We start from the raw sequence: 13,487 nt of genomic DNA, 5'->3' as shown, positions 1-13,487 counted from the left end.
CGTTAACGACGCAAAGGCAGCGTCAGGGAGGCCGAAAACGCCTCCACGGCATGGACGGTGCAAATCCCCTCCTGCACAACAACACAGGGATCGCGGCTGCACTGAAGCGGGACAGGATTGTCCCGCGAGGTTGCGCCCCGGGATAAGCGTTCAGTCATGAAACATCCGTCGAACCGCGAGTTCTTCGCGTATTGGGACAAGAAGCGCGGCACCGAGCGGGCCCCTGACCGGGCCGATATCGATCCGGCTGCCGTGCGCGGCCTGCTGGGCGACATCTTCGTGCTGTCCTGCGAGCCCAGTCTCGGCTTTCCGTTTCGCGTCGCCGGCACGCGCGTCTGCGCGCTCGCAGGATGCGACCTCAAGGACGCGAGCTTTGCAGCGCTGTTCAACGAGGCCAGCCGCCGCGAGATCGAGGAGATCACGACCGTTGTCGCCGACGAGAGCCTCGGCGCGATCGCCGGTATCACCGCCACGCGTGAGGACGGCAGCAAGGCGCATCTCGAGCTGTTGCTGCTCCCGTTCAACGCCCGCCCGCATACGCCGGTAAGCGTGACAGGCGTGCTTGCGCCGTTCGACGACGAATGCGGCGCGCTTGGCCCGTTCACCCTCACCTCCTGGCGTTATCTGCACCAGCCGGAGAAGCTCTTGCCGCGCGCGATCCGCAAGCTGCAGATCGCACGCGGGCTGATGGTGTATGAGGGACTGAGGTAGGAGTGACCCTCGTCTCAGGGCGCGCAGCGTTTGCCAGCCGCCCTATCTTCATTGCAGTCAGACGCGCCGGCCCCCCGGCGCGCAGGCTCGCGATCCGTGATTGGAACCTTATCTGTTGAAGTGCGTTTATCCGCTTGCCGTCGCTGGTGTCTGCGCGGCAACGCGGCTCGGTCGGAGGCGATGCGTTTGCTAGCCGCCGGGCCTCCGTCGAGGGGCGATTCCCGTGATGGAGCACGCGACCAGAGTTGGTAATCGCCTGTTAGCTGCGTTACCGCCGGCCGACTTCGCTTTGCTTGCACCGCATTTGCGGAAAGTACCGCTCCAGCACGACGCAGTCCTGGTCGGGTCGGGCGACCGCATCGAACATCTCTACTTCCCCTGCAGCGGCGCGATCGCCCTCATCATGGAGTTGCCGAACGGACAAACGGCCGCAACCGCAGTGATCGGCAACGACGGCGCCGTCGGACTCATGACGGCGCTCGGGCCCGTCCGATCCCCCCTGACCGCGGTTGTCCGCGTGGCCGGGACCGCACTGCAGATCTCGCCCGCGCGATTTCACGCGATGCTCGAACGCAGTCCCGCCGTCGCAAGCGCGGTTCAGATTGTCACCAGGGCGTTGATGACGCAATTCCTGCACGTCGCGGCCTGCAATGCGCTGCACTCGGTCGAAGCGCGCCTCGCCCGCTGGCTGCTGCACATTCACGATCGGACGGATGGCGGTGATGTCCTGCCCTTGACCCAGGAGACGTTGTCGGAATTGCTCGGCGTCCGCCGTACCACGGTCACGCACGTCGTGAGTGCACTTCGAACATCAAGGGCGATCAAATCCAATCGACGCGGCCAACTCGAGATCGACAGGCAACGGCTCGAGGTCGTCGCATGCGAGTGCTACAAGGTGATGAGCCGCAGGATCGATCGGATCGTTTCGCAGGATGCGCCAAGGCTCCTTCACGCCGCGCCGGCGCGGGACGGCTGCCCGTCTCCAGACTTCCCGTTCGCCAAAACCGACTCGTAAACCCAGGCCTCCCTGGCGAACCACTCGTGCGTCGCCGCGCACATCCGGCAATAGGTACGCGAAAAGAACACAGTACTGCAGCGAAACCTTTCGCCATCCATCTCGATGCCTGTCGGAATTGCGCTCCCCGTTTCCGGACACTTGATCATCACCATACCCATCCTGATTTCCCTCCAGCTTGGCATCACCTCACGGCAAGGCTGGCCGCCATCGGCTGGACGGCGTCTCTTCTCGCGAAGACGCTCGTCCAGCCGATCCACGTGGCCAGTAGCTTCGATTCAAGCAGCCCTATGCAGAACCCGGTTGAAGCTGTTCTTGATCGGCTCGGCCGTCTCGGTCGCGACCTTCTGGGCCAGATCCCAAAGCTCCCGATTCTGGGCGGAAGCCGCTTCAAAGGTCTTGCGACCGTGAGCGGTGGAGAGGTTCACGAGGTCCGCAAACGACTTCGCGTCTGCAAGCTGGGAGAGGAATTCCAGCGCGGAGCTGGCATTGTTGTTGGATATTTCGATGACCTTGGTGCCGTAGTCGGCGGCACGCCTGGCATTGGTCGAACAGGCATCGCGGAGAGCTTCGGTGATCTCCTCGGAAGTCGCCTTCATCTGCTCGAAATTTGCCTTGGCCCGCGTGGCGGTCGGCGCGGCGAGATCGCCGAAGATCGCCTGGATGTTGAAAAACGGTATGTCGAATTTGAAGTTTGCATTTCCGTTCGCCGTCCCATTCGGCGGAGCGGCATTCGTTTCGGCTTTCACATTGGCATCACTCACGGGCATTCATCCTTTCAAGCGAAACTAGATAATGGATTGAAGACTCCCCGACGCGCCCAGGTGCGTACTGCACCGGGACCCCAGTGCCTCTACTTTCACGATGGTGGGATGCTGCTGCATATGCAGCTCTTGCCCCCTGCCGGAGGCAACTATGACCGACGAAGGTCGAAGCTTCGGTTCGCTTTCGGACTCTTGACTTGAATTAGTTCGACTCGTGCGATGCTGCGGCGCAATCAAAATTCTGCATCTTTGAAGTTGCTGCTGTTGCATGCGCCAACCTGAGATCAGCGCCGGCGAGCTATTAAGAGGCTCGATCCCGGAGCCGTTTGAGCCAGAATGTTCTGCCGCTTGCGCAACCGGCAGGTCGACCTGCAACGGTCCCTGTGCGATAAATTGGCCGGTCACACGCGGGCTGTATCAGGGGGCTGCGGTAGTTCTCGTTTCGACGTGAGCGAGCGCCGCGATCTCGATGCAGCCTCTCACCTGGACGAAACGACCATGTCCGACATCATCAATTTCGGCTCGCTTCAGCTCCGCTTCCTGCAGAGCAAGGATGACACCGGCGGCAGCGTCGATATTTTCGAAATGACGTTGCAGCCGAATGCGCGGATGCCGATCCCGCATTATCACGACCGCTGGGACGAAACGATCTACGGGCTGTCCGGCGTCTCGACCTGGACGATCGATGGCAAGCAGAACGATCTCGGCCCCGGAGAATCCGTCTTCATCAAGCGCGGCATCGTGCACGGCTTTACCAACCGCTCGACCGGGCCGGCGACATGCCTGTGCATCCTGAGCCCCGGGGTGCTGGGCACGCAATATTTCACGGAGATGGCCGCGCTCCTGTCGGCAGGCGCGCCACCCGACCCCGCGAAGATGAAAGAGACGATGCTGCGCTATGGACTGGTGCCGGCGCCGGCTGCGTGAGCCAAGCTCGCCGCCCAGCGGAAATGGCCGGTCCCGCGCTAGCGATCCATCACGGCCGGCGACGCGGCGAATGCGGTGGGAATCATCGCGAGCGATATTGCGAGCGTGAGCGCGAGGCGGATCGAGGACGTCATGGTATCTCCTGTCATGCAATGGGCTTGCATGGGGTAGGACGCCGCGCGAGCCGTGGTATTCCTGAGATGACGGCAAAGATATTTTTCGCTGCGTGCCTCGTCGCATCGGAATAAACTGGGATGATCAAAACTGAACCACGGATCGACATGAGCAAGCCGCATTGGCGTCCCGCGCGCGCATCCGACCTGCCGGCGATCAGCGCGATCGCAGCGCGCATCCACCCCGATCTGCCTGAACGCCCCGAGGTGTTCGCGGAAAAGATGCGGCTCTATCCCGATGGAAGCCGCGTGCTTGCCGCGGAGGACGAGATCGCCGGCTACGGACTCGCCCATCCCTGGACGCAACACCGGATTCCGCCGCTCGACGGCTTCCTCGAACAACTGCCCGGCAATGCGGACTGCCTCTATGTGCACGACGTCGCGGTGCTGCCCGGCTTTCGCGGCGGCGTCGCGGGCGATTATGTCGCTGCGATCGAGCAGCTCGCGCGCGCGTCAGGGATCGCGACGCTCGCGCTGGTGTCGGTCTACGCCACGCGGCCGCTGTGGGAACGCCTCGGCTTTCGGGCCGTCACGGCGAACGCGGAGCTGCGTGCAAAGCTCGCGTCCTACGGCGACAACGCGACCTACATGCTCCGCGATCTCGCTGCGACGTAATGCCCCTTCACGGTGCAGTCCCGCGGCAACATTCTTGCCGACGCCGGAACGCGGCCGTCAGTCTCGATGCTTCTTTTTCGTCTTCGGCTTCTTTCCGGGTGCGCTCTTCCCAGGCCACGAAGTGACCGAAGGCTCTGCGTGGCCCGGCTTGTTCTTGTGCTTCTTTTTCTTTGCGAAGGAAGGAGCATCGTCGAATTTCGGTCCGCGCTCGCCCTGCGCCTTGTCGTATGGCTTGCCGTGTGGTTTGCCGTGCGACTTGAACCCACCCGGCTCGCGCGGGCGATCGTCGCGACGTTCACGATGGTCGCTGTCGCCGCTCTCGCGCCGAGGCGCGTGGGGCCGCTCTTCCGAAGGCGCCTGCCGCTGCGGCGCATCCGCCATCGACTCGATGCGGATATTGTCTTCCTTGTCCGGACGCTTGATCTTGGCGGCGAACGATTCCACGACCCGCTCGGAAATCTCGAACTCGGTCGTGGTGTCCATGATCTTGATAGCGCCGATGTCGTTCTTGTCGATGCCGCCGCGGCGGCAGATCATCGGCAACAGCCAGCGCGCTTCCGCATTCTTGCGTCGCCCGATGTTGGCCCGGAACCAGACGGTGGCCTCCCCCATGCCGTGACGCGGCGACGATTTCCCCTTGGAGCGCGGCCCCGCAGGGCGATCATCGCCGCGCGAGGTGCGGACATCGTCGCGCGGTGCGCGGGCATCGTTGCGACCGCGATCGTCGCGCGGCCGGCTGCTTCGCTCGCCCGGATCCATGATGTCTTCGGGCGACGGCAGCCGCGCGCGATAGAGCCGTGCGAGCGACGCGGCGATCTCCTCAGCCGACCGCTCGGCCAGCAACGCCTGCGCCAGCGCCAGATCGTCGGCGGTCGTCTCCTCGGTGAACAACACGTCCTTCATGCGCTCGTGATCGAGCTTGCGGATCTCATCCGGTTGCGGCGCCGTCCCCCAGACCGCGTCGATCCCCGACACATTCAGCAGCATTTCCGCACGCCGCCGTCGCACGGGCGGCACCAGCAGGATACTCGTCCCCTTGCGACCGGCGCGGCCGGTACGGCCCGAGCGATGCTGCATAACTTCGGCGTCGTTGGGCAGGTCGGCATGAATGACAAGGTCGAGGCTCGGCAGATCGATGCCGCGGGCGGCGACGTCGGTCGCCACACAGACGCGCGAACGTCCGTCCCGCAGCGACTGCAGCGCCGTGGTTCGCTCGTTCTGCGTCAATTCGCCTGACAGCGCGACCACCGAGAAGCCGCGCTCCAGCAGCGCCGCCTGCAAATGCCTGACGTGATCGCGCGTGCTGCAGAAGACCAGAGCGCTCGGCGCCTCGTAGAAGCGCAACACGTTGACGACCGCGTGCTCGGCATCGCCGGGCGCGATTCGGATCGCGCGGTACTCGATATCGGCGTGACCGCCTTCGTCGCCGGCGACCTCGATCCGGAAGGCCTGCTGCTGATATTGCTTCGCCAGCGCGACGATGCCGCGCGGGAACGTGGCCGAGAACATCAGGGTGCGGCGCGTGTCCGGCGTGGTCTTGAGGATGAACTCCATGTCCTCGCGAAAGCCGAGATTGAGCATCTCGTCGGCCTCGTCGAGCACGACCACCTTCAATTCCGAGATGTCGAGACGGTTGCGCCGCAGATGATCGCACAGCCGGCCTGGCGTGCCGACGACGATGTGCGCGCCGGCCGCAAGCTCGCGCTGCTCGCGCCGCGGATCCATGCCGCCGACGCAGGAGACGACGCGTCCGTTCGCATGCTCGTACAGCCAGGCAAGTTCGCGATGGACCTGCAAGGCGAGCTCGCGGGTCGGCGCCACGATCAGGGCGAGCGGTGCACCCGCCCGCTCGAACCGCTCGGCGCCATCAAGCAGATCCTTGAAAAGGTCCTTGGCCATGGCCAGCCCATAGGCCAGCGTCTTGCCGGAGCCGGTCTGGGCCGAAACCAGCAGGTCGCGGTCAGTTGCCTCGTCGGTGAGCACGGCGAGCTGAACGGGGGTCGGACGGTCGTAGTTGCGCTCGGCCAAAGCTCGGGCGAGCGGCGGACTCATGGTCGGAAAAGACACGGGATAAAACCTTGGTTGGTCCAGGCGCGGAACGTTGAGCCGCGCGACCTGAAGCTGCGTAGGCGGCAAATGGTCCAGCCGCACGCGTGGTGATTTGATTTGCACGCTCTTTACGCCAAGCGCGGGCAAATCACCATGCCTATGACGCATGGCTTTGGCGCCATCGAGAATAAGCTTACCGCTGGCACCACCCACTACATCCAGCGTTTTCCGGCCGTTTTTCTGCATATAGCGAAATTTTGCGTCAAAGCCACCACCGCAGCGCGCAAGCTCGCATAGAGAGCGACGCGCCGGCCCTAATCCCGGGAGGTCACCAGCCTGCCGAAGCCGCCGACCAGCCTGACTCTTGCCCGCGCAACAGTGTCCTTCGCCGCGCGGCTCAAGGCGCGGACGGCACGCCAGGCCTCGGTTGCGTGCAGCCATGCCCTCACCTCGGCGAACTTCCCGTAACCCCAGGCGAAAGCCGGAATCCGCATCAGCTTGTCGCGCGTGAGATGGAACAGGCGCTCGACCAGCACGAGCTTGAGCAACTCGCCGACGATGAGAGTGGCCGCGGCGCACACGAACTGACCGGTTGCGGCGAGATAGGCCGCCACAGGCTTGATTGGCTCCAGAATGATCACGGGCACCGAAAACAAGGCGAGCGACGGATAAGGCGGCAGCGATCTGATCCAGGCGCGCAATCGCCTGAATTGGAAATGCCGCCCAATCCAGCGCGAGATTGGCCTCGCCACGGCCATGAAGACCGCATCCACCAGGAAGTAGATGGTGGCCGCGATGTAAGTGACCGGTTTCAGAATGCGCTTCACGATACCTCTCCCGCGAACTGAAAGCCGGAACTGGGGTCTAAGTTTCACCCCCGCGTGAATAACTCGCGGATTTCCGATGGAACTTTTTGGACATCGGCCCGCCTCCGCAAGTCTCAGATCTCCGCATAGAGCTCCAAAAGATTGCCGTCGGGGTCGCGGAAGAACAGCATCCGATGCCCAAACGACTGGTTCGTCGGCGGCGACAGCAGCGCAACGCCCTGCCGCACGAGTTCGTCAGCGCACGCATCGACCTCGGCCGCGGAGACCTTGAATGCCAGTTGCAGCGCGGCACTGCCCGCCGGTGTTGGCGCATCGGCCGCAGTCCGGCTCGGCTTCGCGAGAGCCAACGTGTTGCTGCCCAAGCCGTACTCGATCCAGTTCGGCGACAACTCACGCAGCAGCGGAAACGCGAGAACGTCTTCGTAGAAGCGGCGCATCGCGGCCATGTCGCGCACGAAGATGACGGTGTAGTCGATCGCGCGGATGGCGTGGAAGGGGGAGCGCGTGCGTTGGTCGGGTTCGGGTGTCTCGTCCATCGTCATGCCTTTCATTCCAAACGTCCGCACGCAGATCGTATGGAGCGTAGCGGAATATGAGGAGCCACAAGCGAGAATCCCGGCTTACGCTACAGCGCAATCCGGGCCCCGAATTTCTCACTCCACCAATTCCGGCCACGGCACGATGGTCGACTTCACCGTCTTCATCGCCATGGCGTCCCTGACCGCCTGCGCGACGCCTTCTTCCGTGAAGGGGTAGATCGTCTGCATCTTCAGCCAGGGATATTTGTCGCGGGTGCGATAGAGCATGTCGACGCCGAGCGGAAGATCATTACCGGTAAAGCCCCAGGATCCCAGTACGTTGAGGTCTTTGGTGCAGATGCGGTGCCAGGACGTCTCGATCGAGCCGGCGTCGGTGAACTGGCCCATCTCGACATAGGTGCCGCCGTCGCGCAGCATCTCGATGCCTTCGGGGCCGGCGGTCGGATGGCCCGAACAATCCATCACGAGATCGGCGCCGAAGCCCCCGACAATCTCGCGCACGCGCGCGATACGATCTTGCGGCGATTTGATCTCCTCGATGTTCACAGTCGCCTCCGCGCCGAATTCGCGCGCGAGCTTGAGCCGCGGCTCCTCCGGCGCACCGACGCAGATCACGCGCCCTGCTCCCATCTCCCTTGCGGCCGCGACGGCGAGAATGCCGATCGGACCCGAGCCCTGGATCACCACCGTGTCGCCCCAGGTGAAGCCGCCGGCTCGGCCAGCGCGGTTGAAGGCGCGAATGCAGGAGGTCAGCGGCTCCGACAACGCGCCCAGCCGCAGCGACATGTCGTCGGGCAATTTGTAGATCTTGGTGCCCGGCAGCATGTCGAGATCGACATAGACATATTCGGCCCAGCCGCCCCACATGTGAGGCGCTTTGTCGAAGCCGAGATATCGGCCGTAGTAGACCGGCGTCAGGCACTTGTTGGCTACTTGCGGATAATGGATGCAGTAATAGCAGCGGCCGCAGGGCATCAGCGGCGGGATCATCACTTTCGATCCCACCTTGAGCGGCTTGCTCATGAAGTCCTCGGTGAATTCTTCGCCGCATTCGACGATCACGCCGCCGATTTCATGACCGAGCGTGAACGGCCAAGGCAGCGGCTTCGGCCAATGTCCCTTCAGAATGTGCAGGTCCGTGCCGCAGACGCCGCACGCGCCGACCTTGATCAGCGCGGCCTTTTTGCCGACCTTTGGCCATGGCACGCTGCGGATGACGGGCTCGCTGCCCGGTCCCGCGTGGGTGCAGACGCGGATGGATTCCATGGCTGTTTCCTCGCTGCCCGCTTTTGTTATGTTTGGTGGTGCGGGCTAACGGGAAGCGTATGTGAGATGCGCGGTCGTGCCAAGGTGCGGTCTCGTAGCCCGCATGAGCGAAGCGGAATGCGGGACCGGCGCTCCCGGATTTCGCTGCGCTCCGTCCGAGCTACGGCGCCTGTCACATTCACCGCCGTCATCCTGAGGTGCGAACCTTGCGATGCATTTGCATCGCAAGGTAAAGCCTCGAAGGATGGGCCACAGGCGCTCGCGGCCTATCCTTCGAGGCGCGCAAGGGCGCGCACCTCAAGATGACGGTTGAGCTTGTGGCGGCAGCGCATGGCTGATCTCCAAGCACACCCAAGTAGCTTGAGCGCTTAAGTATCTTGAGCGCTTACCGGCGAACGTGTAAGGCCCCAAGAGTCCCACCCAGGTGCCCTCTTGAACCCCCTCCCCCAAAATCCTGTCGCTGCGTCCGGATCGTTCGCGGCGATGAAGTCGGTGCCGTACCGGCTCCAGTTCATGGCTTACGTCCTGGCGATGATGGCTGACAATATCGAGCATGTGATCAGCTACTGGGTGGTGTTCCAGAAATTCCATTCGCCGGCGCTGGCGGGCTTTGCGGTGCTGTCGCACTGGTTGCCGTTCCTGTTGTTCTCGGTCGCGGTCGGGGGTCTCGCCGACCGCTTCGATCCGCGCCGCATCATCCAGTGCGGCATGCTGCTGTTCATCGTGGCCTCGAGCGGATGGGGCTTCTTCTTCATCACCGATACGATCGAGATGTGGCACGCGATGCTGCTGCTGGTGATCCATGGCTGCGCCGGCGTGCTGTGGCAGACGCCGAACCAGCTCCTGCTCTACGACCTCGTCGGCCCCGCGGATCTTCCAAGCGCGGTGCGGCTGAACGCGATGGCGCGCTATCTCGGCATTTTGGTCGGACCTGCCGTCGGCGGCATCATCATGCTGACACTCGGCACCTCGCATGGCATCATCTTCAACACGCTGTTCTACTTGCCGATGCTGCTATGGCTGTTCTGGGCGCCGGTACGAGACAAGAGTGTCGCCGTGCGGCGCTTCGCGGTGCGCGGCCTTGCCGACATCATGTTGACGATGCGCGCGATCGGCACGCAGCCGGTGCTGACGGCGATGACATGGCTTGCCGGCCTCACCTCCTTCATGATTGGCAACGCCTATCACGCCCAGATGCCGGGCTTTGCCGGCGATCTCGGTCACGGCGACCCCGGCGTCTCCTACAGCGTGCTGCTCGCGGCCGATGCTGCCGGCGCGCTGCTCGCGGGCATCGCGCTGGAATCCTGGGGACGGCTCAAGGGCACGCCGCGCACCGCGATCATGCTCGCCATGTTGTGGAGCGTGGCACTGCTCGGCTTCGCCTCGGTGCGGATCTATCCGGTTGCGATCGTGCTGTTGTTCTTTGCAGGCTTCTTCGAGCTGTCGTTCAACACCATGGCGCAGGCGCTGGTGCAGTTGAACGCGCCGTCCGACATTCGCGGCCGCGTCGTCGGCCTCTACAACATGGCGGGGCTTGGGATGCGGGCGTTCAGCGGCATCACCGTCGGGCTATCAGGTGCGGCGATCGGCATTCACTGGTCGCTCGGCCTGTCAGCCGCGGTGCTGCTGGCGCTGCTGTGTCTCCTGTACCAGCGCGCGGTAAGGAAGGCAGCCGGTTGACTCCGGCCTCTCTCCACCGCACCCTCGATACAGGGCTGGGGAGATGAGGCGTTGCGCAATCGCTGGGGCATTCTTGCGATCCTGTTCGTCGTTCGCCTCACCATTGCGTTCCAGTTCCAGAGCGTGGCTGCTGTCGCGCCGCTGCTGCAACAGACTTTTGGAGTCGGGCTCGCCGATATCGGCATCCTGATCGGGCTGTATTTCACACCCGGCATCGTGCTGGCACTGCCGGGCGGCGCGGTCGGACGGACCCTTGGCGACAAGCCCACGACCATCGCGGCACTGCTGCTGATGACGGCCGGCAGCCTGGTCATGGCCGCCACCGATGTCTGGGGCTGGCAGATGGCGGGCCGGCTTGCCTCCGGCGCCGGCGGCGTGCTGCTGACCGTGCAGCTCACCAAGATGGGCACCGACTGGTTTGCCGGCAAGGAGATCGCCACCGCGATGGCGATCTTCGTCAACTCCTGGCCGGCGGGCGTTGCGATCTCGCTCCTGGTGCTGCCGGCGATCGGCACCGCCTATGGCGCCGGCGCCGTGTTCCTCGCGGCCGGTGCGCTGACCGCGATCGGCATTGTGCTGATCACGTTTTATCAACCGCCGCCGGGAGCCACTGCCAGCGCGGCCGGCTCCGGGCGGCTTGATCCGCTTGCTCTCTTGGCGGTGATCGTCGCGGGCGCAATCTGGGGCCTCTATAATGTCGGCTTCGCCATGATCTTCTCGTTCGGCCCATCACTGCTCGCCGAGCGCGGCTGGAGCATTGCCGCGGCGGGATCGGCGATCAGCCTCGTGATGTGGCTGTCGGTGATCTCGGTGCCGGCAGGCGGCTATCTCGCCGATCGTTTCAAGCGGCCGCTCGTGCTTGCGATCGCGGCCAGCCTCGTGGTGGCGGGAATGCTGGCTTGGCTGACCCGGTCCGACGCCGTGATCACGATCCTGGTCCTGATCGGCCTGATCGGCGGCCATCCGGCCGGCCCGATCATGAGCCTGACCGCCCGCGTGCTCGTGCCGGAAACGAGAGCGATCGGGATGGGCGTGTTCTACACTCTCTTCTATGCCGCGATGATGCTGGGACCGGCGGTGGCGGGCCGGCTCGCCAAATCGGCCGGGACCGCCGCGGTCGCGCTCGACCTCGGCGCACTGACGGTGCTGGCGTGCCCGCCGCTGATGTGGCTTTTCGAGCGCATTGTGTCTGTCCGTAATCGACGCGCCCAATCCTAACGCGGCATTAACCCTGTGCACCTTAGGGTCGTCCCGGACTCCGCCAGGCGGGGGGTCGGGTTGTGAAAATGGCGTTGGCGAACAAAAAATTTCTTCCGGCCGCCGAGGAACGTCGGCGTTTCCAGCGGGTAAAGGTTCACCTGCTCGGCCGCTACATGCTGCCGGACCGCCGTGAATTCCCCTGCCAGGTAATCAACATGTCGCCGGGCGGGGTGGCACTGCTGGCCCCCGGCATCGGCAATGTCGGCGATCGCGTGGTCGCCTATCTCGATCATATCGGCCGCGTCGAGGGCAAGATCACCCGCATCATCGACAATGGCTTCGCCATGACAGTGGGTGCGACGCCGCGCAAGCGCGACAAGCTCGCCGCACAGCTCACCTGGCTCGCCAACCGCGACATCCTCAATCTGCCGGAAGACCGCCGCCACGACCGTATCGTGCCGCGCAACCCGATCGCGGTGCTGACGCTCGAGGACGGCACCAAGATGACCTGCCGCATCATCGACCTCTCGCTGTCAGGCGCCGCCATTGCCGCCGAGAACCGGCCGCCGCTGAACTCGACGGTTCTGCTCGGCCGGGTGCAGGGCCGCGTGGTCCGAAACCTCGAAGATGGCTTCGCGCTCGAGTTCATGCATTCGCAGCCGATCGAGACACTCGAAGAGAGCGTTACCGCGCGGTAAAGCGCGAAGGCGCCAAATCCCCTGTATTTCAAGCCCTGAAGGCGGCCTCCGCGATGCGGACGCCGCCTTTTTCATGGGTCGTGACGAGCCTCGCGCGGGTTAACGCGAGGGCTGCGGACGCGTGCAAACAACGGTTCCGCCAGCGTTTCCGCGTTAATCGATAAAATTTGAGTCAATTGCAGTCATATCGAATTTTATTCGAATTTGATTCAAGTATAGTTTGAATTCGTCGTGCCTTTTACTTGTATTCGTCTCGACTTTACTTGGCTGATTTAGCGGCAACTCAAAAGCTGCGTGCGCAATGTGGTCCCAACAAGAAACGGGGGCCGCTATGTTTGATTTCAGGGGACAGGGGAAGGGAATGGCGCTGGCCGCCATGCTCTTCGGAATGAGCGCGGCAGCGCAGGCCGGCGAAGGCCGTCTGCTCTACGCAAGCCTCGGCGACACCACGCGTTCGCCGATCGGCTGGGTCGAATTCTGTGCGGACAATGCCGCTCAGTGCCAGGGCGCGCCGACGCAACCGCGCGACATCGTGATGTCGCAGGCCGCATGGCGCGACCTCGTCAAGGTCAATCGCTGGGTCAACGAGACCGTCAAGCCTTTGACCGACCAGGAGCACTGGGGCGTGATCGAGAAGTGGTCGCTGCCGTCGGACGGTTACGGCGACTGTGAAGACTACGTGCTGTTGAAGCGCAAGATGCTGATCGATGCCGGATGGCCGCGCGAGGCCCTGCTCATCACCGTCGTGCGCGACAAGAAGGGTGAAGGACACGCGGTGCTGACGGTGAAGACCGACAAGGGCGAGTTCGTTCTCGACAATCAGAACGAGAACGTCGTTGCCTGGACGGAGACCGGCTACCGCTTCGTCAAGCGCCAGTCGCAGAGCGATCCCAACGTCTGGGTTTCGCTGGGCGATACCAGGCCGGCGGTCTCCACCGCCAGCGCAAGAGACCAGTAAGAACGAGACAAGGAGTTACGCGACCCGGTCACATCCCCACCCCTCCCCGTCCCAGACCGGTTCGC

14 protein-coding genes are annotated in these 13,487 nt (G+C 63.8%); 9 read left to right on the top strand and 5 right to left on the bottom strand.

The window, feature by feature from the left end; translation table 11 throughout:
* The first annotated feature begins 156 nt into the window (after window positions 1-156).
* Together ABIB00_RS08415 and ABIB00_RS08410 are read left to right on the top strand one after the other, a co-directional pair.
* A complete protein-coding gene (locus tag ABIB00_RS08415; protein ID WP_354046464.1) occupies window positions 157-711 on the top strand; it encodes a PAS domain-containing protein in 555 nt (184 codons plus the stop codon).
* Between the two features lie 223 nt (window positions 712-934).
* Entirely contained in the window at window positions 935-1,726 is a 792-nt protein-coding gene (locus ABIB00_RS08410) for a Crp/Fnr family transcriptional regulator (RefSeq protein WP_354104016.1), read from the top strand.
* Window positions 1,727-2,004: 278 nt separating this feature from the next.
* Here ABIB00_RS08410 and ABIB00_RS08405 read toward each other — a convergent pair whose 3' ends face one another.
* Complete coding sequence (locus ABIB00_RS08405) at window positions 2,005-2,496, bottom strand: phasin (protein ID WP_354104015.1); 492 nt, start codon at window positions 2,494-2,496, stop codon at window positions 2,005-2,007.
* 492 nt (window positions 2,497-2,988) lie between these two features.
* Here ABIB00_RS08405 and ABIB00_RS08400 point away from each other — a divergent pair, with 492 nt between their 5' ends.
* Window positions 2,989-3,417, top strand: a complete 429-nt coding sequence (locus ABIB00_RS08400; protein WP_247353141.1) for a cupin domain-containing protein — start codon at window positions 2,989-2,991, stop codon at window positions 3,415-3,417.
* A gap of 281 nt (window positions 3,418-3,698) precedes the next feature.
* The gene (locus ABIB00_RS08395) at window positions 3,699-4,205 is read left to right on the top strand and encodes a GNAT family N-acetyltransferase (RefSeq protein WP_354104198.1); all 507 of its coding nucleotides are present in this window, start codon (window positions 3,699-3,701) and stop codon (window positions 4,203-4,205) included.
* Between the two features lie 57 nt (window positions 4,206-4,262).
* Here ABIB00_RS08395 and ABIB00_RS08390 read toward each other — a convergent pair whose 3' ends face one another.
* Entirely contained in the window at window positions 4,263-6,257 is a 1,995-nt protein-coding gene (locus ABIB00_RS08390) for a DEAD/DEAH box helicase (protein WP_354104197.1), read from the bottom strand.
* A gap of 114 nt (window positions 6,258-6,371) precedes the next feature.
* Here ABIB00_RS08390 and ABIB00_RS08385 point away from each other — a divergent pair, with 114 nt between their 5' ends.
* The gene (locus ABIB00_RS08385) at window positions 6,372-6,551 is read left to right on the top strand and encodes a hypothetical protein (protein ID WP_354104014.1); all 180 of its coding nucleotides are present in this window, start codon (window positions 6,372-6,374) and stop codon (window positions 6,549-6,551) included.
* Between the two features lie 17 nt (window positions 6,552-6,568).
* On the opposite strand, the gene ABIB00_RS08380 is transcribed toward ABIB00_RS08385, so the two are convergent.
* From ABIB00_RS08380 to ABIB00_RS08370, 3 genes are all read right to left on the bottom strand, one after another.
* The gene (locus ABIB00_RS08380; RefSeq protein WP_354104013.1) at window positions 6,569-7,081 is read right to left on the bottom strand and encodes a hypothetical protein; all 513 of its coding nucleotides are present in this window, start codon (window positions 7,079-7,081) and stop codon (window positions 6,569-6,571) included.
* A gap of 113 nt (window positions 7,082-7,194) precedes the next feature.
* Window positions 7,195-7,623, bottom strand: a complete 429-nt coding sequence (locus ABIB00_RS08375) for a VOC family protein (RefSeq protein ID WP_354104012.1) — start codon at window positions 7,621-7,623, stop codon at window positions 7,195-7,197.
* A gap of 111 nt (window positions 7,624-7,734) precedes the next feature.
* Entirely contained in the window at window positions 7,735-8,886 is a 1,152-nt protein-coding gene (locus ABIB00_RS08370) for a zinc-binding dehydrogenase (protein WP_354104011.1), read from the bottom strand.
* 432 nt (window positions 8,887-9,318) lie between these two features.
* On the opposite strand from ABIB00_RS08370, the gene ABIB00_RS08365 reads away from it, so the two are divergent.
* From ABIB00_RS08365 to ABIB00_RS08350, 4 genes are all read left to right on the top strand, one after another.
* Window positions 9,319-10,566, top strand: a complete 1,248-nt coding sequence (locus tag ABIB00_RS08365) for an MFS transporter (protein ID WP_354104010.1) — start codon at window positions 9,319-9,321, stop codon at window positions 10,564-10,566.
* Between the two features lie 51 nt (window positions 10,567-10,617).
* Window positions 10,618-11,784, top strand: a complete 1,167-nt coding sequence (locus ABIB00_RS08360; RefSeq protein WP_354104009.1) for an MFS transporter — start codon at window positions 10,618-10,620, stop codon at window positions 11,782-11,784.
* Window positions 11,785-11,852: 68 nt separating this feature from the next.
* Window positions 11,853-12,464, top strand: coding sequence for a PilZ domain-containing protein (locus ABIB00_RS08355; protein WP_354104008.1), 612 nt, complete (start codon window positions 11,853-11,855; stop codon window positions 12,462-12,464).
* Window positions 12,465-12,795: 331 nt separating this feature from the next.
* Window positions 12,796-13,422 carry a transglutaminase-like cysteine peptidase gene (locus tag ABIB00_RS08350; protein ID WP_354104007.1) on the top strand — a complete coding sequence of 209 codons (627 nt, stop codon included), beginning with the start codon at window positions 12,796-12,798 and terminating at the stop codon, window positions 13,420-13,422.
* Window positions 13,423-13,487 lie beyond the last annotated feature (65 nt).

It is taken from the genome of Bradyrhizobium sp. LB14.3 (assembly GCF_040547985.1).
GTDB lineage: Bacteria > Pseudomonadota > Alphaproteobacteria > Rhizobiales > Xanthobacteraceae > Bradyrhizobium.
Note: the sequence above shows the minus strand (reverse complement) of the source record. Positions and strands in the feature narration are given on the sequence as shown.